This is a genomic window from Microbulbifer aestuariivivens (assembly GCF_039545115.1).
Taxonomy (GTDB): Bacteria; Pseudomonadota; Gammaproteobacteria; order Pseudomonadales; family Cellvibrionaceae; genus Microbulbifer; species Microbulbifer aestuariivivens.
This window is the reverse complement of record NZ_BAABRT010000005.1, coordinates 12,358-36,107: the sequence shown is the minus strand read 5'-3', so window position 1 is coordinate 36,107 and position 23,750 is coordinate 12,358. Positions and strand designations below refer to the sequence as shown.

The following is a 23,750-nucleotide window of genomic DNA, read 5'->3' as shown; positions in this document are numbered from 1 at the left end:
AGCCGGGCCGCGCCAACAAACCCGCGACGCCGCGAAGTGCGGCGGCTGGCGCCATCTCCATTCAGTTTAGCGAGTGAGATGGTAGATCGCCGTCTCGCCGAACAGATTGGGTAAAAAATCCTTGAGCGCGGCGCCCAAAGAGGTTTCAGATACTACCTGCCGGTGAAGAATAGTCCAGCCACGCTCGCGGCAGAGAAGGTCGAAGTCCCGGAAAGTACAAAAGTGAATATTGGGTGTGTCGTACCATTCATAGGGTAATAGGTCAGACACCGGCATGCGGCCGGATACGGCCAGATGCCAGCGCGCCTTCCACTGGCCGAAGTTGGGGAAACTGATGATGCACTCACGGCCGACCCGCAGCATCTCCTGTACCACCAGGTGCGGCTGGTGCAGGGTCTGCAGCGCCTGGGTCATCACCACGGTGTCGAAGCTGTCATCGGCGAAGTTGCCGAGACCGCGATCCAGGTTCTGCTCCACCACATTAATGCCACGAGCCACGCAGCGCTCAATCTGCTCTGGATCTATCTCCAGGCCGTAACCATTGACCTGCTTGTTGCGGCCCAGCCGCTCTAACAGGGTGCCGTCGCCGCAGCCCAGGTCCAGTACACGGCTCTGCGGTGCGATCCAGTCATGAATCACATCCAGGTCGATTCGCATCACGGCGCATCCCTCCCGACACACTCGGCCGCGACCCGCTTCATATAGGCAGCGAATACCCGCTGGTAGCGATCATTCGGCAGCAGAAAGGCGTCGTGACCCATGGGGGATTCGATCTCCGCATAACTCACCGGCACATTGGCGTGCATCAGCGCATCGGCAATTTCCCGCGAGCGCTCGGGGGAAAAGCGCCAGTCGGAAGTGAAGGACATCAGCATAAAACGACAGCGGGCATTGGAAAATGCCGCTACCGGATCGTCGCCGTATTCCCGCGCCAGGTCGAAGTAGTCCAGCGCGCGGGTCATGAGGATGTAAGTGTTGGGATCGAAAGTGCCGGAAAAGCTGTCGCCCTGGTGGCGCAGGTAGCTCTGCACCTGGAACTCAACCTCTTCTTCTGCGCCAAGATCGAAGGTGCCTGAGCGCAGTTCGCGGCCAAATTTCTTGCCCAGTCCGTCGTCGGATAAATAAGTGATATGGCCGATCATCCGCGCCACCGCCAGCCCCCGGCGAGGCAGTTTGCCCTCGGCGAGATAGCGGCCATGGCAGAAATCCGGGTCCGAGGTGATCGCCTGGCGGGCGGTCTCATTAAACGCGATATTCTGCGCGGACAACTTCATCGCCGAGGCGATGACGACGCAGTGGCGCAAACGCTCCGGGTACTCCAGCGACCAGCGCATCGCCTGCATGCCGCCGAGACTGCCACCGATCACCGCCGCCCACTGCCCGATCCCGAGCAGGTCGGCGAGACGGGCCTGGCTATGGACCCAGTCCCGCACACGCAGCATGGGAAAATCCGGTCCCCATGGCGCGCCAGTCTGCGGGTTGATGGAGGCGGGGCCGGTGGAACCGTGGCAGCCGCCGAGATTATTCAGCGACACGACAAAAAATTGATCGGTATCGATGGGCTTGCCCGGGCCAATGTAGCTGTCCCACCAGCCCGGACGCTTGTCCGCTTCGCTGTGCCGACCGGCAGCGTGGTGATGCCCGGAAAGCGCGTGGCAGATCAGTACCGCATTGTTTTTCTCGCGGTTGAGCGTGCCGTAGGTTTCATAGACCAGAGTGTATTGGTCGAGCGTGCGGCCACAGGCCAGGGCCAGCGGCTCGACAAAAGTGTGCTGCTGAGGCACGACGATGCCCACAGAGCCGGGATCATCGCTGGCGTCCTGCCGCTGTTGCGCAGGTGGTGAAACTTTTTCCGTGGACAAAGTAGTGCGCTATCCGGGTCAGTCGATGTTAATCGGGGGAAGGCGGGCAAGTTTACGGGAGCGTGGCCATGCAAGACAAATTTCCCGCATGCCGCATGGCCATACCAGACAGTGAGCCCTCTGCAGGGGGCCGCCGAGCCCCCTTGCACGGGGGCTTCTGTGCGGGCGTCGACTATCGAAGCTAGCGGCTGACTAAAGCTAGATAGATAGCCGCAAGTGCCGAAATAACCTGTTGCGGGCCCTAGACTGCGGTGGGCGCCTTGATCGGTGTCACGTTATCCAGCCGTGGCGCGGGGGCGATCGGCTGTGGTGCCGGTGCGTTCTGTCGCAGAAGCTCCTCAAGGCCGGCAAGGGCCGTATCGTTGCGCAGGATCTCCTCCTCCAGCGCGCGCAGGTCGGTGCGCTTGCTCTGGGTCTTCTGTTTCAGCTCAGTCAGCTTGATCAGATGCCGGTTCAACAGGTGCTTCTGATACTGCACATGCTGTTTGATCGGCTCCAGGGCCTGGTCCAGCCAGCCGTCGGCGGCAGAGATCAGCTGGCTGTAGAGACGTCCCACTTCGCTGGCCAGGGTGGCCATAAAGCGCTCGGTAAGGCGGTTGCGGCGCGCCAGCAACAACTGTGGTGAGCGCCGCAACTGGGCCGCCTGACGGTGCAGGCCGCGCAGGTTGAGGCGGAAGGCGTCGATTTTGAAATGCTGGTCAGTGCTGTCGAGGCTCTTCAGCGACGAGCGCGCGAAAATGGCATCCACCAGCCGGTTGGCCGCATCAATCTCCCGCTCCATATTGGCCAGCTGGTGATCCACGCCCTCCATAAAACCATCGATGGCGCGGGCCAGCCCCAATGGGGTCCAGCGCTCATTCAGCGCGCGATTGGTGTTGTCGATCAGAGTCTGCAGTTGCTGACTGGAAACCGGCGCCAGTAGCGCGGTGCGCTGGCGAACCAGAGTGCGGTGGCTGGATTTGAGCGTCAGCAGCTCATGGTGGCAGACCTTGTGCTGCTGCTGCACTGTCTGCTGCAGCAGGGCCAGCTCCTCCAGCTGCTCAGCGCTGGTGCCGCCCTGCTGCTGCAGGTGTTCAAGGGCCGAGCGGCCGCTGTTCAGACGGCGCTTGAGCAGATCGCGGGTGTCCGCCATCAGGGTCAGCGCCTGGTGCAGGCAGCGGTGCTCGGCCACTCGCTGCCGGTGCTCCATCAGGCGTTGAACCAGCAGTTTTTCAAACTCGGCGAAGTAACTCTGCTCCAGCAGCGCCGCATCCTGGCTCTGCCGCGCCAGCAGCGCCTTTTTGGCGGAAACGCCAACCACGCTCTCCTGTGGCAGATCCAGCAGTTTGCTCACCTGGGCGCGCATGCGACGCACCAGCAGCTCCGGATCCTCATCCGGATCGTCCCACATCGAGTCGATTTTGTTCAGAACCGCCATCACCGCGGTACCGCGATGCTGGCGCAGGGGAACCAGGTGCGTCTCCCACATATTCAGGTCGGTGCCGGTAACGCCGGCATCGGCAGACAGCATAAACGCCACTGCCTGAGCGCTGGGCAGCGTGCTCAGCGTCAGTTCCGGCTCGTTGCCGAGGGCGTTCAGCCCCGGAGTGTCGATAATACGCAGCCCCTGCGCCAACAGGGGGTGCGGCAGACAGATCAATGCATAGCGCCAGGCGGGAATTTCTACTAGCGAACCTTTGCTGTCCAGGTGGCGGCGATCAAAGCCCAGGCGGGTCGCCTCATCCGGCGGCACTGACTTGCTCGCGGCCACCTTGGCAAGGGCCTCGCGAGTCGCATCGGCATCCTCCGCATCAAATTCGTGGGAGACCCACTTCTGAGGGATGCGGCGGAAACTCTCGAGGCTGGTATTGGTGGCGAGCGTCTCGATGGGCAAGAGGCGCAAGCTTGCCTGCTGGCTGCCATCGCTGAAGATTTCCGTCGGGCACATCGTGGTGCGCCCGGGGCGGGAGGGCAGCAGGCGCTTGCCGTAGGTGTGTGATAACAGGGCGTTGATCAGTTCGGTCTTGCCGCGGGAGAATTCCCCGGCCAGAGCCAGCGTGAACTGATCTTCGGTGAGTAACGCACGGGCCTGCTGTACTACCTGACGGGCACCGGCGGAGTTGGGAAAGCTCTGCTCCAGCCACTGGTTAAAGGCGGCAAACTGGGCATCCAGACCTTTTTTCCAGCGGTCGTAGTCGGCAATTTGCTGTCGCAGGAGGGCATCTTCCATGGCGTTCTTTTCTTCTTGTTTTTTTGCTTTCTAGATTGGCAACCATTGTCTGTCAACAAGCGCGATAAGAGAAGCGTCATTCCGCCGGAAATGCGACACAGTTGACACATTAGGCGCCAATCAGAATCCAGGAATCTGCCAGAACAATCCGTAAACGAAGGCGGGCATATTGGCCATCTGGGCGAAACCAAGCAGCAGTTTGTCGGCCACGGTCAGCAGGATAAAGACGAAAATCGGGCTGATATCGATCACCCCCAGCGGCGGAATCAAGCGGCGTACCGGCGCAAAAAAGGGTTCCAGCAGCTGTCGCAGCAGCATCAATGCCGGATGGCCACTCTGCGGGGCAATCCAGCTGAAAACGATGGAAATCAGCATCCCCACAAAGACAATCGCGATGACCGTACTGATGCAGCCAATCAGGGACCACAGCAGCGCCGCCAATGGATTGAGAAGACCGCCACCGGCGAGCAGGCCACAGGCCAGAATCATCACCCAGCCCACCAGAATCGCCAGCACCAGCGAGGCCATATCCAGGCCAAAGAGCCCGGGCACCGCCTTGCGCAGTGGCAACAGCAGCGGATTGGTGACCTTTACAATCCCCTGCGAAATAGGATTGTAAAAATCCGCCCGCGCCAGCTGCAGTAAAAAGCGCATCAGTACCGCGAACAGAAAGAGCATGCCAAGGGTGGCGACGAGAAATACACCGATATTGGTGAAGGTGCTGGCCATCTAAATTTCCTGCTGAATTTTCCGCCCAATTTTCTGCGACGGCATGGGGTTCATTGGCGGCGCCGGCTTCTGTGCCCCCTGCGGCGACTGCCGGCCACCATTATTCTTGGCTGTGCACGCAAAGCGCGCTCCGAAACGCTCTGCGCTCAATTATCCAGTTCCCGCGCCATCTCCGCTGCGCGCGCCGCGCAATCGTGCATGGCCTGCGCCACCAACTCCGGCAGCCCACCGGACTGAAAACATTGAATGGCGCGCTCGGTGGTACCGTTCGGCGACATGACATTGCGCTTCAGTTGCGCAACATCCACTTCACTGGCCATAGCCAGTTTTGCTGCCCCAAGCGCGGTTTGCAAGGTAAGCCGCTCGGCATCAGCGCGGGACATGCCCGCCTTTTCCGCCGCGTCAATCATCGATTCCATAAACTGAAAGTAATAGGCCGGGCCGGAGCCGGAAACGGCGATGACCTGGTCAATGCCCGCCTCCTCATCGACCCACAGGGCAATACCCACAGCTTCGGCCATCTGCTCGGCGATGTGCTTTTGCGCCGCCGAAACGCCCTCGCCGGCGAACAGCCCGGTGGCACCGGCACCCACCAGCGCCGGCGTATTAGGCATCGCCCGCACGATGGGCACCCCTCTGCCCAGCCAGCGCTGGTAGGCCGCCAGTGGAATTCCGGCCGCCAGGGTAATCACCAGCGGCTTGCGATCACTGACCGCCTCGGCAAGCTCCTGACAAAGCGCCTTCATCATCTGCGGTTTCACCGAAAGCACCAGTACATCCGCCCCGGCCACCGCGGCGACGTTATCCGCTGAGACCTCGACGCCATGGCGCGCGGCGAACTCCGCGAGCTTCTGCTTGTTGCGACCAGTGGCGACAATCCGCTCTGCCGGGTAACCACTCCCCACAAGACCGCCTATCACAGCGCCGGCCATATTGCCGGCGCCGCCGATAAACACCATTTTCGGTTTTCCCGCTGCTGTCACTGGCTCCCCCACAGACTGTCTGATGCGTTGTTGCCGCAAATTATGACTGCCGCCCCCAATTATTGAAAACCTGTCACAATCTTTTGCCGCCAGCCACGGGCATCGCGGCGTGCCGGCCAGCAACAGGGCATCTTACATGGAGGCGAAAACGGCGATCACAAGGAATGCCGGGGACAGGCGCGGGTAAATACTTCAGACAGAGTGACCGTCAGCCGGGCGGGTCAGATTGGTTAGGGTCAGGCCGAACTGCTGTCAAGGCCAGGCCGAGCTTCGCACTGTCCGCACTCAATCCGTACTGACCATAAAGTGACGGCCAAGCCACTGCGGTCACGACTACTCCCGACGCCCGAAAATATCAGTACCGATCCGTACCACCGTGGCGCCACAGGGGATAGCGGCTTCCATATCCCCTGACATGCCCATGGAAAGGGTATCCAGCGGCTGATCCGGCAGGCGCTCGCGCAACTGGGCCAGCAGACTCGCCAACGCAAGGAACGGCTGTTGCCGCTCTTCGGCGGTTTGCCGCGGCGCCGGGATGGCCATCAAACCGCGCAGGCGCAGGTTGGGCAGCTGTGCCACGGCCTCCGCCAGTGCTCCCGCCTCGTGCGGGGCCACACCGGACTTGCTCGCCTCGCCATCGATATTCACCTGCAGGCACAGATTCAGCGGCGGCATGTCCCGGGGCCGCTGGGCGGAGAGCCGCTGGGCAATTTTCAGCCGATCGACACTGTGCATCCAGTGGAAGTGCTCGGCCACGGCCCGGGTCTTGTTGGATTGCAACGGGCCGATGAAATGCCAGATGATGGCCAGATCGGCCAGCGCGACCTGCTTTTCCAGCGCCTCCTGCAGGTAGTTCTCGCCGAAATCGCGCTGACCCGCCTCGAAGGCCAGGCGCAGGTCTTGCGCGGGGCGCGTCTTGGATACCGCCAGCAGTGTCACTTCACCGGGATCGCGCGCGCAGGATACGCAACTTGTGACAATGCGCTCGTGTACGCGATTCAGATTTTCGGTGATCTCTTCTTTGCGCATATACTAACCCGCCAACACAGAGTGTAGATTGTACGTAAATCCCGCAGCGAGGCTAACTCCACCCTGAGCGGACGATCGGACTCCCCGGCTGCGGGCCGTCACAGCCCATGCAATCAGAACAATAAAAGGTAGTAGTTATGGACATTACGGAACTCCTCGCTTTCAGTGCCAAGCAGAACGCTTCGGATCTTCACCTATCCGCAGGACTGCCGCCCATGATCCGCGTCGACGGAGATGTCCGCCGCATCAACCTGCCCGCCATGGAACACAAGGATGTGCACTCGCTGATCTACGAGATCATGAACGACAAGCAGCGCAAGGATTACGAGGAGTTTCTGGAGACTGACTTCTCCTTCGAGGTGCCCGGCGTGGCCCGCTTCCGGGTCAACGCGTTCAACCACAACCGCGGTGCCGGCGCCGTATTCCGGACCATTCCCTCCAAGGTGCTGAGCATGGAGGACCTGGGCATGGGGACGGTTTTCCACCAGATCTGCGACACCCCGCGCGGCCTGGTGCTGGTGACCGGGCCGACCGGCTCCGGTAAATCCACCACCCTGGCGGCGATGATCGACTACATCAACGACAACAAGTACGAGCATATCCTCACCGTCGAGGACCCGATCGAATTCGTGCACGAATCGAAGAAGTGCCTGGTCAACCAGCGCGAAGTGCACCGCGACACCCACGGCTTCAGCGAAGCCCTGCGCTCCGCGCTGCGGGAAGACCCCGACATCATTCTGGTGGGCGAGATGCGGGATCTGGAAACCATCCGCCTGGCACTGACTGCGGCGGAAACCGGACACCTGGTTTTCGGCACCCTGCACACCACCTCCGCCGCCAAAACCATCGACCGGGTTGTGGACGTCTTCCCGGCGGAAGAGAAAGCCATGGTGCGCTCCATGCTATCGGAGTCTCTGCAGGCGGTGATCTCGCAGACCCTGCTGAAGCGCAGCGGCGGCGGCCGGGTAGCCGCCCACGAAATCATGCGCGGCACCCCGGCCATCCGCAACCTGATCCGCGAGGACAAGGTCGCGCAGATGTACTCCGCCATCCAGACCGGCGCCAGCCTGGGCATGCAGACCATGGACCAGTGCCTGCAGAACCTGGTGGACCGGCGCGTGATCACCCGCGAGGTGGCCCGCGAAAAGGCCAAGATGCCGGAGAACTTTTAATCACCACCCTGCCCGGCACACCGCCAGGCAGGGCTGCATCCCCCCACATCGAGCGAAGCGCCAGCCTCTGTCTGAGTGCGGTAATAGGTAAAAAAACAAGCGGTAAACTGTATGGAAATCGAACGACTCTTGCAGCTGGTAGTGGAAAAAGGGGCATCGGACCTGTTCGTCACCGCCGGGGTTCCGCCGTCGGTCAAAGTCCACGGCAAAGTGGTCCCGGTCAGCAGCAGCTCCCTCACCCCGGAGAAGGCCCGCGAGATGGTAGTGGGCATCATGAACGAGAAACAGCGCCGGGAGTTCGCCGAGCACAAAGAGCTGAACTTTGCCATTGCCGTGCGCAATGTGGGCCGCTTCCGGGTTTCCGCCTTCTTCCAGCGCAACCTGGTGGGCATGGTGCTGCGGCGCATCGAGACCCGCATACCCACCGTGGACGGGCTGGGTCTGCCGGAGGTTCTCAAAGACCTGGCCATGACCAAGCGCGGCCTGATCATCTTTGTGGGCGCCACCGGCACCGGTAAATCGACCTCGCTGGCGTCCATGATCGGTCATCGCAACGAGCACTCCAAGGGTCACATCATCACCATCGAAGACCCCATCGAATTCATACATCAGCACCGCGGCTGCATCGTCACCCAGCGCGAAGTGGGGCTGGATACAGAGTCCTTTGAAGTGGCCCTGAAGAACACCCTGCGGCAGGCGCCGGATATTATCCTGATCGGCGAGGTGCGCTCACGGGAGACGATGGACCACGCCATCGCCTTCGCCGAAACCGGCCACCTGTGCCTGTGTACGCTGCACGCCAACAATGCCAACCAGGCGCTGGACCGCATCATTCACTTCTTCCCGGCCGACCGCCATCACCAGCTGTGGATGGACCTGTCGCTGAACCTCAAGGCAATCGTCGCCCAGCAGCTGGTGCCGACACCGGACGGCGAGGGTCGCCGCGCCTGTCTGGAAATCCTGATCAATACCCCGCTGATGGCCGACCTAATCCGCAAGGGGGAGGTCGACAAGATGAAGGAGCTGATCAAGCGCTCCAACGAGCAGGGCATGCAGACCTTCGACCAGGCACTGTACGAACTCTACGAGCGCGGCGAGATCACCTACGAGGATGCCCTCTCCCACGCCGACTCCGCCAACGACCTGCGCCTGATGATCAAGCTCAAGTCCGAAGCCGATGCCGAGCATCTCAACAGCGCAGCGGATGGACTGAGCCTCGAGGGCAGCGATCCGGACAGCGAGATTCAGATTTACTGAAGCAGTCTGGGTATGTCCATGCGGACATGCTGGCAATGACGGCCTGGGAATAGTAGGCCTGGAACTGCTGGCCCACGAACCAGTCGAGTACCGCCTCAATGAAGTGAGGAGGACGCCAGTTCGGAGGCCTCAGGCCAGCTCCTCAATCAAGGATTTGACCTGCGCCAACAGTCGGCGGCTCACCTGTGGCCGCTCGTCGACACCATCGAGCAGCACCCGGTAGTGAGCGCCATCCCGCAGCAGGCCGGTAATAAACGCCTCAGCCACCAGCGCGTTGCGGTGCACCCGCACGAAGGTGCCGGCGAATTCCCGCTCCAGGTCCTTGAGGGACTCGTCCAGAATCGTCTCGCCGCCTGCGTGATGGGCGACCACATATTTCTGGTCGGCGATCAGACAGCGAATGCTGTCGACCTTTAACAGCTCCACCCCGCGGCGGCTGACCGCCTTGATCTGCTGCCGCGCCTGACTCCTTTCCCCGGCATCAACCTCGGCCCGCAGCCGCTGCGGCTTGCTCAGCCGCTGCAGCTTTTCGATTGCCGCCGCCAGCTGCTCCCGCGACACGGGCTTGAGTAGATAGCCGGCGGCAGCGGTAGCAAAGGCCGGCAGGGCGAACTCGTCGTGGGCGGTACAGAAAATGAGCGCCGGCGGAAATTCACGGGCGGAGAGCTTTTCCGCCAGCACCAGCCCGCTTTCGCCGGGCATTTCAATATCCAGCAACACCAGATCCGGATCCAGCGCGTCTACTTGTGCCAGGGCCGTATCCGCATCCACCGCTTCGCCCAGCAGCACGCAGTTGTCGAGGGTGGCAAGCTGGCGTGCGAGCCGGGCGCGAGCCAGCGGTTCGTCATCCACAATCAATACACCGAGTTCGGTCATAGTGCGGGCTCCGTAGCCTCGGGGTTGAACTTCGCCTTGCGCTCACCGCGGTGCGCTGCCATTTTGTCGCGCTCTGTGGCCATGGCGGGAGCCTTCTCGATCGGCAGGGTCACCGTTACCCGATAAGCCCCGCCCTCCAGCTCACTGTGGAAGCCGTAACGATTGCCGTAGTGGGCAGCCAGGCGCTGGCGGATATTCTCCTGCGCCATGCCATTGCCGCGCCACTGCCGCTGCACATCGTTGTCGGGTGCCGGGTTCTCGATCAGCAGCTGCAACTGGCTGCCCTGGCGGCGCAGGCAGATAGCAACCCCGCCCCCGCCGGGAAGGCGCGCCACACCGTGCAGCACGGCGTTCTCCAGCAGGGGCTGCAACAGCATGGACGGTATCAGTGCGCCGTTAAGATCTTCGTCCACCTCCCAGTGCTGCTGCAGGCGGGCGCCCAGTCGCAGCGCCTCGATCTGCAGGTAGCGTCGCGCCAGGGCCACTTCCTGCGCCAAGGGCACCAGCTTCGAATCGGCGAGACTGGCGCGGAACAGGGCGGAGAGATCTTCCACCAGTTTCTCCGCGCGCTCCGGGTCGACGGCGATCAGGCTGGCCAGACTATTGAGGCTGTTGAACAGGAAATGGGGGCGGATTCGCGACTGCAGGGCATCGATGCGGGCTCCCAGCTCCGCCTGCTGCTGGTTGCGCAACTGCTGCTGCACATAGGCGTAACGCAACACCACCCCCACGCAGATGGCACCGAGCAGCGTGTTATTCAGCAGGTGCCAGTAATCAAAGCCCTGGCGTAAAAGCGATGCGCGCATCCACTCCTGAAAAAGCAGCACCAGCATCAGCACGCCCATCACCACCGCGAAACTGATTGTTCCCGCCAGCCGATGGGACAAGCGAGCCAGCCACGGCCTGAGCCGGCAGAGAATGCCGGCGGAGGGGAGAATCACCCACTGCACCACCAGTGAAACCAGCCCCAGCCGCTGCCAGCTGAACTCCCGCAGCCCGTCCACCGCCAGCACCAGCACCAGGGCCAGCATCTCGCCCATCAGTATCAGCACCGTCAGCGCCGACACGTGGCAGAGATCCGGCATAAACTCCAGCCGTGCAGAATCTTCACTTTCCGGTAAAAATTTGCGAATTTGCTGCGTTATACTGCCCGCCGGCTGCGCGGACGGTGTGTTCGTCATACCACTGTTATTCTTCATGGCCTGTTACCGGGTCCAACTTGACTCCGCTTAACGCGGCGCACCCTTGAAGATACCGCCATCGCCAGACCACTTCCACTACCCCGCGCCTGCGCGGGGCGAGACTGCGAGAGACTGCGACACGACATGAGCGACAAGAAAGACCCGGCCAACGAGGCACTGAAGACCGATGCCAACCCCGCCGCCAAACTCTGGGGCGGACGCTTCAGTGAAGCCACCGACGCCTTTGTGGAGCGCTTCACCGCCTCGGTGATGTTCGATCAGCGCATGGCCCTGGAAGACATTCAGGGCTCTCTGGCCCACGCGCGGATGCTGTCTGAAGTCGGCGTGTTGACCGCCGACGAGTTCAACCAGATCGAGGGCGGCCTCAAAGATATCGCCGAGGAAATCAAGGCCGGCGAATTCCCCTGGTCGGTGGCTCTCGAAGACGTGCACATGAACATCGAGGCCCGGCTGACCGACCGCATCGGCGCCACCGGCAAGAAGCTGCATACCGGCCGTTCCCGCAACGATCAGGTGGCCACCGATATCCGCCTGTGGCTGCGCAACCGCATCGACGCCATCGGCTCCGAGCTCACCCGCCTGCAGAGCGGACTGGTGGAACTGGCCGAGAGAGAAGCCGCCACCATCATGCCCGGCTTCACCCATCTGCAGTCCGCGCAACCGGTCACATTCGGCCACCACCTGCTGGCCTGGAACGAGATGCTGACCCGCGACTACGAGCGCCTGATGGATTGCCGCAAGCGGGTAAACCGCTCCCCGCTGGGTGCCGCCGCGCTGGCGGGAACCAGCTACCCCATCGATCGCGCGCGCACCGCGGCGCTGCTGGGCTTTGACGCCCCCACGGAAAACTCACTGGATTCCGTCAGCGACCGCGACTTCGCCATCGAATTTTGCGCTTTCTCGGCGCTGCTGCTGACTCACCTGTCCCGTGCCAGCGAGGAGCTGGTGCTGTGGACCTCCAGCCAGTTCGACTTTATCGACCTGCCGGACCGGTTCTGCACCGGCTCGTCCATCATGCCGCAGAAGAAAAACCCGGATGTCCCGGAGCTGGTGCGCGGCAAGACCGGCCGCGTCAACGGACACCTGATCGCCCTGCTGACCCTGATGAAAAGCCAGCCGCTGGCTTACAACAAAGACAATCAGGAAGACAAGGAACCGCTGTTCGATGCCGCCGATACCGTCCTCGACTGTCTGCGGGCCTTCGCGGACATGGTGCCGGCACTGAGGGCAAAGAAGGAAAACATGCTGGCGGCCGCCGCCAAGGGTTTCTCCACCGCCACCGACCTGGCGGATTACCTGGTGCGCAAGGGCGTGGCCTTCCGCGATGCCCACGAGATCGTCGGCAACTCCGTGGCATTCGCCATCGAGCGGGGCTGCGATCTCGCCGACCTGAGCCTCGCCGAACTGCAGAAATTCTCCCAAGTCATCGATGACGATGTCTTTGATGTGCTGACTCTTGAGGGTTCAGTCGCGGCCCGCAACCATATTGGCGGCACCGCGCCGGAACAGGTGCGGGCGGCCTGCGCCCGCGCACGCAATACGATCGCGGCACGCTGATCGCGGCGGCGATGGTGGAGCGGGCACTCAGCCGGCTCCACCAACCTCCACTTGTCCAGCCTTTTCTCCCTTCCCATCCTCGCTCTCCCTTCACCAGCCCCCTCACCGCATTATTCGTATCGAGGCTTCAGGACCTGCGAGGTGAGATCATCTGAACACGGTCCTGAGTACCGGTCGACTGGGATCTGAAAAACGAAAAAGACTGGGGATTATTTTTTAGCGAAGAAGGCGCTGCAGGCTCCCAGATTAGCGCACGGAATCAAGCGGCCAGTGGTAAAGGTCTGCAGTGAGAGAGCGGAGGAAGACATGAGCGGTGGATTGAACAGCCTGCATGCCAGCGGCGGCTCATCGCCGCCCCCCGGCTAGCTGAATCCTTGGCAACCCTACTTGAGCCCAAGCGATACCGGTTCGCCCTGCTGCTCAGTCAGCACTCTATCCAGCAGGGTCGGCAGGTCTTCACCGGTGGTGCCGCACTTCCAGCCCGGTGGCTCAAAGGCAAGGTGGTAACCACCGGAGCGCGCCGCCACCCACAGCTCCCGATTGGCGCTCTGGCGCGACAGAATAACCTGACTGCCGTTGTCCTCAAGGGTCAATGTCAGTACCGCATCGGCACGCTCATAATCGATATCCCATTCACAGTCATCCAGCGCATCCTCGATTTCAATCAGGGTGCGCTCGATGGCCGCATCAAAGTCTGCCTGGCTCGCTGTCATAGTTACTTCTGTTACAGTGTTCATCGGGTGGAGGAGCTGGCTATACTAGCAGGCTTTCTTTTCCGCAGAACCCTATGTTCGCGGTGTCCACGAGTCCGCAGATCAATGTGCAGGAAGCCGTCGATGTCACAACCAAGCTTACCCTTCGCCGCCATCTTGCTGGCAGCGAGCCTCCTCGGCGGCTGTGGCCAGAAAGGCCCGCTGTATTTGCCACAGGAAGCGGCTGTTCCGGCTCCTGTTCAGGCACAATCCCCTGCAGCTGCTTCGTTACCCGTCACATCGGCAGAGTCACCAGCACAACAGCTGGAACAAGAATCGGAACAGCAACAAGAGAAAACCAAAACGCGGCGTGATAACGATAGCGAAACCGCCGCCGAGCAGTTGGAGCCAGTAGTAGAAAAATGACCCATTTCCAGTATCGCGATGGCACTCTCCAGGCCGAAAATGTCTCCCTGACAGACATTGCCGAGCAATTCGGCACCCCCACTTATGTATACAGCCGTGCCCACTTCGAGCGCCAGTATCGCGACTACGCGGATGCGCTGGGTGATCACCCGGGGCTTGTCTGTTATGCAGTGAAAGCCAACAGCAACCTGGGCATTCTCTCCTTGCTGGCGCAACTGGGGGCGGGTTTCGATATCGTTTCCGGCGGCGAGCTGGAGCGGGTGCTGATGGCCGGTGGCGACCCGGCCCGAGTGGTCTTTTCCGGTGTGGGCAAAACCGCCGCAGAAATGCGCCGCGCCCTGGAAGTGGGTGTTCACTGCTTCAACGTGGAATCGGATGCGGAACTCGAGCGCCTGGAATCCGTGGCCGCCGAGATGGGCGTGCGCGCGCCGGTCTCTCTGCGCGTCAACCCGGACGTGGATGCCAAGACGCACCCGTATATTTCCACCGGCCTCAAGGAAAACAAGTTCGGTATCGCCATCGATACCGCCATCGATACCTATCGCCGCGCGGCGGCATCCGAACACCTGAACGTCATCGGTGTCGATTGCCATATCGGTTCGCAGCTGACCGAGGTAGCGCCCTTCCTCGATGCGCTGGAGCGCTTGTTGCTGCTGATCGACGAGCTGGCGGCCGAGGGTATCCATCTCAAGCACCTGGACCTGGGCGGCGGCCTGGGTGTGCGCTACCGCGGCGAAGAGCCCCCGCCCGTGAGTGACTATATCGGCGCGGTAAAAGAGCGCCTCGGTGAGCGCAAACTGCAACTGGTACTGGAACCCGGCCGTTCCATCGCCGCCAATGGCGGTGTGCTGCTCACCCGGGTGGAATTCCTCAAGCGCACAGAAGAGCACAATTTTGCCATCGTCGATGCGGCCATGAATGACAACCTGCGCCCGGCGCTCTACCAGGCCTGGCAGGATATTGTCGCGGTACAGCCGAGCGACGACAAAACCGAACTCTGGGATATAGTCGGCCCGGTGTGTGAAACCGGCGACTTTCTCGGCAAGCACCGCGAGCTCTCCCTGCAGCCGGGGCAGCTACTCGCCATGCTCTCCGCCGGCGCCTACGGTTTTACCATGAGCTCCAATTACAATTCCCGCCCACGCGCCGCCGAGGTTCTGGTGGACGGCGACAACACCTATCTGGTGCGCGCCCGCGAGAGTATGGAAGACCTGGTGCGCGGCGAGAGCAAGGCGCCAGAAAAGCGCTGAGAGTCAGCGAGCGGCAGGACCAGCGCAGTACAGAGGAATCCGATGCGGTTGAAGTTCACCAAAATGCACGGCCTTGGCAATGACTTTGTCATGCTCGACGCCATCAGCCAGCGCATCAAACTGTCGCCGGACAAAATCCAGCGGCTGGCCGACCGCCACCTCGGCGTCGGCTGCGACCAGGTGCTGGTGGTGGAGGCGCCGCGCAACCCCGATGCGGACTTCCGCTACCGTATCTACAACGCCGACGGCAGCGAAGTGGAGAATTGCGGTAATGGTGCCCGCTGCTTCGCCCGCTTCGTGCGCGAGCGCCGCCTGACCGGCAAGCACCGGCTGACCGTGGAGACCGCCGCCGGCCTGCTGAAACTCAACCTGCAGGAAGGAGATCAGGTCAGCGTAGACATGGGCGCGCCGGTATTGGAACCGGCTGAGGTGCCTTTTTCAGCGGATCTGCAGGCCCCCACCTACCCATTGGATGTCTCCGGCGATGTTTATACCGTCAGCGCGGTGTCCATGGGCAACCCCCACGCCGTGCTGCTGGTGGACGATGTGGCCAGCGCGCCGGTGGAAAAACTCGGCCCGCTGATCGAAAGTCATCCCCGCTTCCCCAACCGCGTGAATGTGGGCTTCCTGCAACTGGAATCGCGGCAGCTGGCCCATCTGCGGGTGTTCGAACGCGGCGTCGGTGAAACCCGCGCCTGCGGCACCGGCGCCTGTGCCGCAGCGGTTGCCGCGCGCCTGCGGGGCCTGGTTGACGACACCGTCGAAATTCATCTGCCCGGCGGGCCGCTGACAATCCACTGGAGCGGACCGGGGCAGCCGGTTACCATGACCGGACCCGCCACCACCGTGTACCATGGGCAGATCGTTCTCTAGCAGCAGGCAGCAATCCCGACGATGACGGAACCAAGCGACGTTTCCCTGGACAGTCTTCACAGTGACAATGGCTCTGGCAGTGATCGCAGCGGCGCCAGTCAGCGTGATCACAAGCTGCTGGCGCGACAGGTGGCCCGCTACCTGATCCAGAACCCGGATTTCTTCGCCGAGCATATGGAGCTGCTGGAAACCATCAAACTGCCACGGCAAAGCGGCAAGACCGTGTCACTGATGACCCACCAGACCCACTTGCTGCGCGAACGCAACATTGAAATGCGCCAGCGTCTCGACCAGCTGCTGCACAACGCGCGCGAGAACGATCAGCTTTTTCTGCACAGCAGGCAGCTGATTCTGGCGCTACTGGAGGCGAATACCGTGGCTGAAGCCGGTGCCGCCCTCTACCCGAGTTTTTCCGGCGACTTTGGCGTCGAGTTCACTTCACTGATCCTGTTCGGCCCCCTTCCCAACGGCCACAGCCCCCTCGGCGAGGTGCGCTCTACCCCAAGATCCGCCGCCGAGAACGCCATCGGCAGTATCCTCCGCAACGGCCGCACCGTGTGTGGCGTACTGCGACCGGCAGAGAAGTCGTATTTATTTGGCAAGGACGCCGACACGGTGGCGTCCGCCGCGGTGGTACCCCTCGCCAACCAGCTCGGCGTACTCGCGGTGGGCTCCAGTGACCCACAGCATTACCGCTCCAGCCTGGGCACCCTTTTCCTGTCCTATATCGGCGAAGTGCTCGAACGGATACTGCCGCGCCTGCTGACACCGCGGTGATGTCTCTGTGCAGCTGACGGCGGCCATCGGCCACTTTCTTCGTCACCTCGAGAGCGGCAAGCAGCTCTCCCCCCACACCATTTCCGCCTACCGCCGCGACCTCAACCGGCTGCAGGCGTTTGCCGATGCCCATGGCATCGAGCGGATCGATGAGCTGCGGGAGATGACATTGCGCAGCTGGCTGGCTGAACTGCACCGGCGCGGACTGGCAGCGAAGAGCCTGCAGCGCTGGCTCTCCGCTGTGCGCAGCCTGTGCAATCACGCTTTGCGGGAGCACTGGCTCGGCGCCAATCCCGCCGCCGGCCTGCGCCCGCCCCGGGGCGAAAAAAAACTACCCAGGGTCATGGACGTAGATGCCGCCACAGATTTCGTGCAGGCGCCGGATAACGACAACGACCCCCTGACTTTGCGCGACCGCGCAATACTAGAGTTGTTTTACAGCAGCGGGCTGCGCCTGAGTGAATTGACGGCCCTCAACTGGAGCGACCTGGACCTGAGTGCCGGGGAAGTGCGGGTGACCGGCAAAGGCAGCAAGACACGCGTGTTGCCAGTTGGCTCTGAGGCGCTGGCGGCACTGCGCAACTGGCGGGTCGCTGCGCCACAAGCCGCCGATGGCGCCATATTCACCAGCCTGCAGGGCCGGCGTCTCGGCAACCGGGCTGTGCAGGCGCGTCTCGCGCACTGGTCCAGGGCCAGCGGCGCGGAGCAGCGGGTTCACCCGCATATGCTGCGTCACTCCTTTGCCAGCCATATGCTGGAATCCAGCAGCGATCTGCGCGCCGTGCAGGAATTACTCGGCCACGCCGATATCAGCACCACCCAGATCTACACCCATCTGGATTTCCAGCATCTTGCGCGGGTTTACGACAGTGCCCACCCGCGCGCCAAAGACAAGAAATCCTGATTTCGCCCGACCTTACTGCCTAACGGTCAGATCGGTCGGCTGCCATATTTCGGCTGCGGTTTGCGCGGAGGATCTGCGGTTACCTCAGGGTCAATTTCGGCAATAGCCCCGCCACTGGCGAGGTACTCCTCGATATCGTTATTGAGTTGGCTGCGGGCGCGTTCGCGGGAGGTGATGCTGCGCTCTTCGGCAAAATCCTCATTGTCCTTTGCCCGGGAAGAGCTGTTTTGATCCTGATAACCGTCTTTCATGTTGAAACCCTGTAACTGCTACATCTGTTACAGAGGAAGTACCCCTGTGCCGCACTGCACCATGCATTGTTGCGCGGCGATTAATATATAGGCAGCTTCGCCGAATCGTGCCAGCGGCAGGTGTCGACAATCGTAGAGTTTTTTGTTGCAGATGCGCGATTGCTTTATCGCTCCTGGTTATGGAGCAAGCTACGTCAGACAGTTTCTCCGTGGGACAAAGAGAAACTAAGAAAGGCTAGGGCGCCAAACGGCGCGCAATAAAAAAGCCCCCGAGGGGGCTTTTTATCTGAAGCAACCTGTAACGAGTGTGCTTGCAGAGATCAGACCGCTTCGCTGCCGGTCTCACCGGTGCGAATACGGATCACTTCTTCCAGCGCGGTGATGAAAATCTTGCCATCGCCGATTTTGCCGGTCTGCGCCGCCTTGGTGATCGCCTCCACGGCGCCGTCCACCATGCTGTCGTCCACAGCCAGCTCCAGCTTTACCTTGGGCAGGAAATCCACCACATATTCTGCACCGCGATACAGTTCAGTATGGCCCTTCTGGCGACCGAACCCTTTGACTTCGGTAACTGTCATGCCCTGCACACCCACTTCGGAAAGGGCGGTACGCACGTCATCCAGTTTGAAGGGCTTCACCACAGCCGTAATTAATTTCATTCGTCTTATTCCCCTGATCTTTTGTTTCTGCGGGAAGTTCAGCCGCCAGCTCCACTGAGCCGGCGGCGGGTGCGGACACTTATTTGCCCATGAATTCCGGGTAAGCTTCCATTCCGCACTCTACCAAGTCAACACCTTGTTGCTCCTCGTCCTCGCTGACGCGGATACCGGTGATGACCTTCAGCAGGAACCATACGGCGAAGGAGGCGGCAAATACCCAACCGAAGATGGTCGCGGCACCGATCAGCTGGCCGCTGAAGGTGCTGCCATCGTTGGTAACCGGTACCAGCAGCAGACCCAGCAGACCCACCACACCGTGCACGGAAATGGCGCCGACCGGATCGTCGATCTTCAGTTTGTCCAGAGCCACGATGGAGAAGACCACCAGCACGCCACCGATGGCGCCGAACAGGGTAGCCTGCAGGGCAGTCGGAGTAGAGGGCTCAGCGGTAATCGCCACCAGACCGGCCAGGGCGCCGTTCAGCAGCATGGTCAGGTCGGCCTTGCCAAACAGGATGCGCGCGGTCAGCAGCGCGGCAATGGCACCACCGGCAGCGGCGGTATTGGTGTTCAGGAACACCATGGCCACAGAGTGCGCATTGGCGGCATCACCCAGCTTAAGCACGGAACCGCCGTTAAAGCCGAACCAGCCCATCCACAGGATGAAGGTACCGAGGGTTGCCAGCGGCAGGTTGGCACCGGGGATGGCGTAAACCTCGCCGTTGGGACCGTACTTGCCCTTACGAGCGCCCAGCAGCAGCACGCCAGCCAGGGCAGCAGCGGCACCGGCCATGTGTACGATGCCGGAACCGGCAAAGTCGGAGAAGCCCAGGTCGCCCAGGTTGTAGAGGCCAAACACATCCTTGCCACCCCAGGTCCAGGCACCTTCCATCGGGTAGATGAAGCCGGTCAGCACTACGGCGAAGGCGAGGAAGCTCCACAGCTTCATGCGCTCGGCAACCGCACCGGAGACGATGGACATGGCGGTAGCCACGAAGACCACCTGGAAGAAGAAGTCGGACGCACCGGAATAGACCGAGCCGCCTTCAAAGCCGTTTTCGGCGGAACTGGCGAGCACTTCGTCAATATCGAACGCCTCGATGCCAGACAGCAGATAGCCACCGTCATACATGATGGCGTAGCCAGTCAGCAGGTACATGATGCAGGCAATGGCGAAGAGCGCCACGTTTTTGGTGAGAATCTCTGTGGTGTTCTTGGAACGCACCAGGCCAGCCTCCAGCATGGAGAAGCCCGCTGCCATCCACATCACTAGTGCGCCACACACCAGAAAATAGAAAGTATCAATTGCATACTGCAACTGAAAAATTTGGTTTTCCATTATTTGCTCCGTTCAATCCCGAAAGTATCGTGTGTCAACATTTCAAGACCAGCGCCCGAGCGACGCCAGTCCCTGTTTTCTTCAAATCGCTTCTGCGCCGGTTTCGCCGGTGCGGATTCGTATCACCTGTTCCAATTCAGATACAAAAATCTTGCCATCTCCGATCTTGCCACTCTGGGCGGCGGTGCCGATGGCTTCCAGAACCTCGTCCACCCGGTCGTCGGCGACCGCGATCTGCAGCATTGTCTTGGGTAGAAAGTCCACCACATATTCTGCACCGCGGTACAGCTCGGTATGCCCCTTCTGGCGACCAAATCCCTTCACTTCACTGACCGTGATACCGGTAACACCGGCTTCGGCGAGTGCATCGCGCACCGTGTCCAGCTTGAAGGGCTTAATTATTGCTGTAACCAGTTTCATCTGTGATTCCCCATAATATTGCGGCCCCGCACCGTGGAGCGGGGCCCAGCGGTTACCAGCTGTAAGACGCTCCAGCCAGAATGGACGGCTCGCACCAGTCCAGGCCGAAGCATTCGCTCTCGCTGATGTCAGTTCCGACAACGGAAGCACTCAGACTCAGCGCACCGAACTCCTTGCCCAGAGTGATCGAGTAATCCAGGTAGGTATCCTCTCCCTCCAGGAAGCCCACCTCGTCGAATAGGTTAGCGCCCACATGCAGTCCCAGGCTCATATCCGACGGCAGCGCGAAGCTGTACTCGGCGTATGGGTAGTAGAACTCACCGGTACTATCCCAGTAGTCATCGGAATAGGCGAGACCCAGGGTCAGGTCAGAAATACTGATGCTGCCGTAAATTTCCTGGTAGTCCTCGTCCTGGTTGCTGCCGTGGTAGGCGTAGTAGATGTAGCCGACGTCGTAGGCGATACCGGAGCTGAGCTCACCGGAATAGCCCAGATAGAAGTCCTGCTCGAAGTCCGTATTCTCCTCGCCAGCAGGTTCTGCAAAGTCCACCTGGGAAGCCCAGGTACCGAGATAGATGCCGTTGCCGAAATCGAGATCGACGCCGCCCTGTATCGCCGGATTGCCATCAGTCTGTGACACACCGCGGAACTTATAGTCGGTGACGACGCCCAGATTCGCGCTCGCCGAAAGACCGGCTTCCGCGTTTACTGCCGAGGATGTCGCCAGAGCCATAGCGCCGGCGGTCAGTGCGAATGCGATTTTTTTCATATTATTTCCCACCTTATTCTCCTTGGTATCTCTTCTGTCAGTTTATTGTTCTGTCAGTTTGATTTTTTGTATTACAGCCTTATTAGCATCGGGTACCGACCATTGGATGGATGTCGGCTAAGCTGTTTCGCCTTGTGAGCGGTCCATGCCCGAGGCTTAAGCACCCTCCGAACTCGCGTTCCGAAAGAGAGGCTGCTGGTGGATAAAGTGCACGGTTGATGCCAAGTTGAATTTTTTACATTAAATCAATGAGTTAGATGACCACCGAGGAATGATCCAAAGCAGTCGCTACAGCGCGCTCGGGTAAGAGCACAGCAGCCAGCGAAAAGATGCACCAAAAAGATGCGCCTGTCGGCGCCACGCACGGGATTAGGGCTTGCCGATGGCGCCGCGAACCAGAAAGGCGCAGGAATGCTCTTCATTGCGCCAACGCGAAGCAGGGAGGAGGCAAAGCCCGGCAGATCGTTTCGAAGCCATCGGTGGCTGGTTTAGAATGGGGCGCTTTCATGGTGCTCATGCATAGCGACGAGCCCAATCCCGCAGGAAATAGGAAATAGGGGAATAGAATTTGTCGTCGGACAAACTAGAGCAGTTGCTGAAGGAGCTCAGGGAACAGGGCGCGGTGATCACCGACGACCTGCGCGACGCGCTGACCGTAGCCATGGGCCGGCTGCCCCTGGTCTCCCAGCGAGAGTTCGACACCCAGGTTGCCATCCTCAAGCGCACCCGGGAAAAGGTGGCGGCACTCGAGGCCCGCATAGCGGAGCTGGAACAGGCTCTCAGCCACAACCGCGACTAACCCGCAGCCACCGACCTGACACCAGCCGCCAGAATCCTTTAATGTGTTCGCTACAGGACCTCTGCTTGTGTATCACCCAGGCGCTAGCGCATCGGATTGTGCAGGGCCTCATCAGGCAGTAGCGGGCCGCAGAACAACCAGATTTCAGGGAAGAAATTGTGAGCCTCTCCGTCACCCACGCCCGCGCCCAGCTGGGCGTCTCGGCACCACCGGTCACCGTCGAGACACACCTGGCCAACGGCCTGCCCGCTTTCAATATTGTCGGCCTGCCGGAGGCCGCGGTGCGCGAAAGCCGCGACCGGGTACGCAGCGCCCTGATCAACAGCCACTTCGACTTTCCCCAGCGGCGCATCACGGTCAACCTCGCCCCCGCCGACCTGCCCAAAGAGGGTGGCCGCTACGATCTGGCGATTGCCATCGGGATTCTCGCCGCCTCCGGGCAGGTCCCCGCCGAGGCGCTGGAACAACTGGAATTTATCGGCGAACTGGCTCTCACCGGCGGCCTCCGGCCCGCCAGCGGTGCCCTGCCCGCCGCCATCGCCTGTGCCGCCGCCGGCCGCACGCTGATCGCCCCCCGGGACTGTGCCGACGATGTGGCACTGGCCGCTGGTGGCGCACAGGTCGCGGGGTCCCTGCTCGAGGTCTGCGCCCAGCTGCACGGCCGCGAGCAGCTGAACATTGCCGAGGCCAGCGTCGCCCATGCGCCTGACCACTACCCGGACCTCGCCGATGTGCGCGGCCAGCTGCGGGCACGGCGGGCGCTGGAGGTGGCGGCAGCGGGCAACCACAATCTGCTCTTTTACGGCCCGCCCGGCACCGGCAAAACCATGCTGGCCAGCCGTCTGCCGGGGATACTGCCGCCGCTGACGCGAGAGGAAATGCTCGATGTGGCGGCGGTCTATTCCAGTGCCGGGCTGCCGCGCCAGCGCCAGCGGCCATTCCGCGCGCCCCACCACAGCGCCTCGCCCACCTCACTAGTGGGCGGCGGCAGCAATCCGCGCCCGGGGGAAATTTCTCTGGCCCACCGGGGAGTGCTGTTTCTCGACGAGATGCCGGAATTCCCCCGCCAGGCGCTGGAGCTGTTGCGGGAACCGCTGGAAAACGGCGAGGTGCGCATTTCCCGCGCCCGCGCACAGGTCACCTACCCGGCGCGCTTTCAGCTGGTGGGCGCCATGAATCCCTGCCCCTGCGGCTATCTGGGGGAATCCCGCTGCCGCTGCACCCCGGACCAGATCGACCGCTACCGCAACAAGCTCTCCGGTCCGTTGTTGGACCGTATCGATATGCAGGTGGAAGTTGCGGCAATGAACGCCGCCGAGTTGCAGGATGCCCCCGCCGGTGAGCCTTCCGAAACTGTCCGCAGGCGTGTGCTGGCGGCCCGTGAAAGGCAGCTGGCGCGACAGGGTATGGTCAATGCGCAGCTCGCCGGAGGCGCACTGGAACAACACTGTGCCCTCGGCCAGCAGGAGCGCGCCATGCTGCGCGCCTCGGTGGAACAGCTGGGGCTCTCCGCACGCAGCTATCACCGGGTGCTGCGGGTCGCCCGCACCCTCGCCGATCTCGCGCAACTCGAGCATATCGGCACCGCGCAGGTGGCCGAAGCACTGGCGTATCGCAACCTGGACCGGCGCCCTGTGGCTGCCGGTGCCTGAGCAGTCCGGCCGGGTCGGACAGTTCAAGACCACAATACTGACAACAACATGGCCTGCAGGAGC

23 protein-coding genes and 1 pseudogene are annotated in these 23,750 nt (G+C 61.6%); 10 read left to right on the top strand and 14 right to left on the bottom strand.

Going from position 1 to position 23,750, the window contains the following annotated elements; genetic code table 11:
- Nucleotides 1–66 precede the first annotated feature (66 nt).
- The 6 genes and pseudogenes from metW to ABEA58_RS04205 form a co-directional block, all read right to left on the bottom strand.
- Nucleotides 67–657, bottom strand: coding sequence for a methionine biosynthesis protein MetW (gene metW, locus ABEA58_RS04230; RefSeq protein WP_345549362.1), 591 nt, complete (start codon nt 655–657; stop codon nt 67–69).
- The gene (gene metX, locus ABEA58_RS04225) at nt 657–1,796 is read right to left on the bottom strand and encodes a homoserine O-succinyltransferase MetX (RefSeq protein ID WP_345549360.1); all 1,140 of its coding nucleotides are present in this window, start codon (nt 1,794–1,796) and stop codon (nt 657–659) included. The genes metW and metX overlap by 1 nt, the downstream gene beginning before the upstream one ends.
- A gap of 1,477 nt (nt 1,797–3,273) precedes the next feature.
- Nucleotides 3,274–4,071 (bottom strand): annotated as a pseudogene (locus ABEA58_RS14400) (dynamin family protein); the annotation flags it as partial.
- A 120-nt stretch (nt 4,072–4,191) separates the two neighbouring features.
- Nucleotides 4,192–4,800: a YggT family protein gene (locus ABEA58_RS04215; RefSeq protein ID WP_345549162.1), complete on the bottom strand. Its 609-nt coding sequence runs from the start codon at nt 4,798–4,800 to the stop codon at nt 4,192–4,194.
- Nucleotides 4,801–4,946: 146 nt separating this feature from the next.
- A complete protein-coding gene (proC, locus tag ABEA58_RS04210; protein WP_345549159.1) occupies nt 4,947–5,783 on the bottom strand; it encodes a pyrroline-5-carboxylate reductase in 837 nt (278 codons plus the stop codon).
- A 333-nt stretch (nt 5,784–6,116) separates the two neighbouring features.
- Nucleotides 6,117–6,812, bottom strand: a complete 696-nt coding sequence (locus tag ABEA58_RS04205; protein ID WP_345549157.1) for a YggS family pyridoxal phosphate-dependent enzyme — start codon at nt 6,810–6,812, stop codon at nt 6,117–6,119.
- Nucleotides 6,813–6,949: 137 nt separating this feature from the next.
- Here ABEA58_RS04205 and ABEA58_RS04200 point away from each other — a divergent pair, with 137 nt between their 5' ends.
- Together ABEA58_RS04200 and ABEA58_RS04195 are read left to right on the top strand one after the other, a co-directional pair.
- The gene (locus ABEA58_RS04200; RefSeq protein ID WP_345549156.1) at nt 6,950–7,984 is read left to right on the top strand and encodes a type IV pilus twitching motility protein PilT; all 1,035 of its coding nucleotides are present in this window, start codon (nt 6,950–6,952) and stop codon (nt 7,982–7,984) included.
- Nucleotides 7,985–8,095: 111 nt separating this feature from the next.
- Nucleotides 8,096–9,241 (top strand): PilT/PilU family type 4a pilus ATPase, encoded by a 1,146-nt coding sequence (locus tag ABEA58_RS04195; protein ID WP_345549155.1) that lies wholly within the window; start codon nt 8,096–8,098, stop codon nt 9,239–9,241.
- Nucleotides 9,242–9,370: 129 nt separating this feature from the next.
- Here ABEA58_RS04195 and ABEA58_RS04190 read toward each other — a convergent pair whose 3' ends face one another.
- Both ABEA58_RS04190 and ABEA58_RS04185 read right to left on the bottom strand, forming a co-directional pair.
- A complete protein-coding gene (locus ABEA58_RS04190; RefSeq protein WP_345549153.1) occupies nt 9,371–10,117 on the bottom strand; it encodes a LytR/AlgR family response regulator transcription factor in 747 nt (248 codons plus the stop codon).
- Nucleotides 10,114–11,202 (bottom strand): sensor histidine kinase, encoded by a 1,089-nt coding sequence (locus ABEA58_RS04185; RefSeq protein WP_345549151.1) that lies wholly within the window; start codon nt 11,200–11,202, stop codon nt 10,114–10,116. The genes ABEA58_RS04190 and ABEA58_RS04185 overlap by 4 nt, the downstream gene beginning before the upstream one ends.
- Nucleotides 11,203–11,442: 240 nt before the next feature.
- Between ABEA58_RS04185 and argH the strand changes: the two genes are divergently transcribed.
- On the top strand, nt 11,443–12,876 hold the full coding sequence (gene argH, locus ABEA58_RS04180) for an argininosuccinate lyase (RefSeq protein ID WP_345549149.1): 1,434 nt from the start codon (nt 11,443–11,445) through the stop codon (nt 12,874–12,876).
- 383 nt (nt 12,877–13,259) lie between these two features.
- Here the strand turns inward: argH and cyaY are convergent, their stop codons facing one another.
- A complete protein-coding gene (gene cyaY / locus ABEA58_RS04175) occupies nt 13,260–13,589 on the bottom strand; it encodes an iron donor protein CyaY (RefSeq protein ID WP_345549147.1) in 330 nt (109 codons plus the stop codon).
- Between the two features lie 123 nt (nt 13,590–13,712).
- Between cyaY and lptM the strand changes: the two genes are divergently transcribed.
- The 5 genes from lptM to xerC are packed head-to-tail and all read left to right on the top strand — an operon-like array spanning nt 13,713 to nt 17,798.
- Complete coding sequence (gene lptM / locus ABEA58_RS04170) at nt 13,713–13,994, top strand: LPS translocon maturation chaperone LptM (protein ID WP_345549146.1); 282 nt, start codon at nt 13,713–13,715, stop codon at nt 13,992–13,994.
- Entirely contained in the window at nt 13,991–15,244 is a 1,254-nt protein-coding gene (lysA, locus tag ABEA58_RS04165) for a diaminopimelate decarboxylase (protein WP_345549144.1), read from the top strand. Before lptM ends, lysA begins: the two co-directional genes overlap by 4 nt.
- A 42-nt stretch (nt 15,245–15,286) precedes the next feature.
- The gene (dapF, locus tag ABEA58_RS04160; RefSeq protein WP_345549142.1) at nt 15,287–16,117 is read left to right on the top strand and encodes a diaminopimelate epimerase; all 831 of its coding nucleotides are present in this window, start codon (nt 15,287–15,289) and stop codon (nt 16,115–16,117) included.
- 21 nt (nt 16,118–16,138) lie between these two features.
- Entirely contained in the window at nt 16,139–16,894 is a 756-nt protein-coding gene (locus tag ABEA58_RS04155; RefSeq protein ID WP_345549141.1) for a DUF484 family protein, read from the top strand.
- Nucleotides 16,895–16,901: 7 nt separating this feature from the next.
- Complete coding sequence (gene xerC / locus ABEA58_RS04150) at nt 16,902–17,798, top strand: tyrosine recombinase XerC (protein WP_425563514.1); 897 nt, start codon at nt 16,902–16,904, stop codon at nt 17,796–17,798.
- A gap of 26 nt (nt 17,799–17,824) precedes the next feature.
- On the opposite strand, the gene ABEA58_RS04145 is transcribed toward xerC, so the two are convergent.
- From ABEA58_RS04145 to ABEA58_RS04125, 5 genes are all read right to left on the bottom strand, one after another.
- The gene (locus tag ABEA58_RS04145; protein WP_345549140.1) at nt 17,825–18,049 is read right to left on the bottom strand and encodes a hypothetical protein; all 225 of its coding nucleotides are present in this window, start codon (nt 18,047–18,049) and stop codon (nt 17,825–17,827) included.
- Between the two features lie 320 nt (nt 18,050–18,369).
- The gene (locus ABEA58_RS04140) at nt 18,370–18,708 is read right to left on the bottom strand and encodes a P-II family nitrogen regulator (protein WP_067084464.1); all 339 of its coding nucleotides are present in this window, start codon (nt 18,706–18,708) and stop codon (nt 18,370–18,372) included.
- Nucleotides 18,709–18,787: 79 nt separating this feature from the next.
- On the bottom strand, nt 18,788–20,047 hold the full coding sequence (locus ABEA58_RS04135; RefSeq protein ID WP_345549135.1) for an ammonium transporter: 1,260 nt from the start codon (nt 20,045–20,047) through the stop codon (nt 18,788–18,790).
- 81 nt (nt 20,048–20,128) lie between these two features.
- On the bottom strand, nt 20,129–20,467 hold the full coding sequence (locus tag ABEA58_RS04130) for a P-II family nitrogen regulator (RefSeq protein ID WP_345549133.1): 339 nt from the start codon (nt 20,465–20,467) through the stop codon (nt 20,129–20,131).
- Between the two features lie 52 nt (nt 20,468–20,519).
- Nucleotides 20,520–21,236, bottom strand: a complete 717-nt coding sequence (locus ABEA58_RS04125; protein WP_345549132.1) for a TorF family putative porin — start codon at nt 21,234–21,236, stop codon at nt 20,520–20,522.
- A 568-nt stretch (nt 21,237–21,804) separates the two neighbouring features.
- On the opposite strand from ABEA58_RS04125, the gene ABEA58_RS04120 reads away from it, so the two are divergent.
- Together ABEA58_RS04120 and ABEA58_RS04115 are read left to right on the top strand one after the other, a co-directional pair.
- Nucleotides 21,805–22,035, top strand: a complete 231-nt coding sequence (locus ABEA58_RS04120) for an accessory factor UbiK family protein (RefSeq protein WP_345549130.1) — start codon at nt 21,805–21,807, stop codon at nt 22,033–22,035.
- Between the two features lie 158 nt (nt 22,036–22,193).
- Nucleotides 22,194–23,687 carry a YifB family Mg chelatase-like AAA ATPase gene (locus ABEA58_RS04115; RefSeq protein WP_345549128.1) on the top strand — a complete coding sequence of 498 codons (1,494 nt, stop codon included), beginning with the start codon at nt 22,194–22,196 and terminating at the stop codon, nt 23,685–23,687.
- Nucleotides 23,688–23,750: the final 63 nt, after the last annotated feature.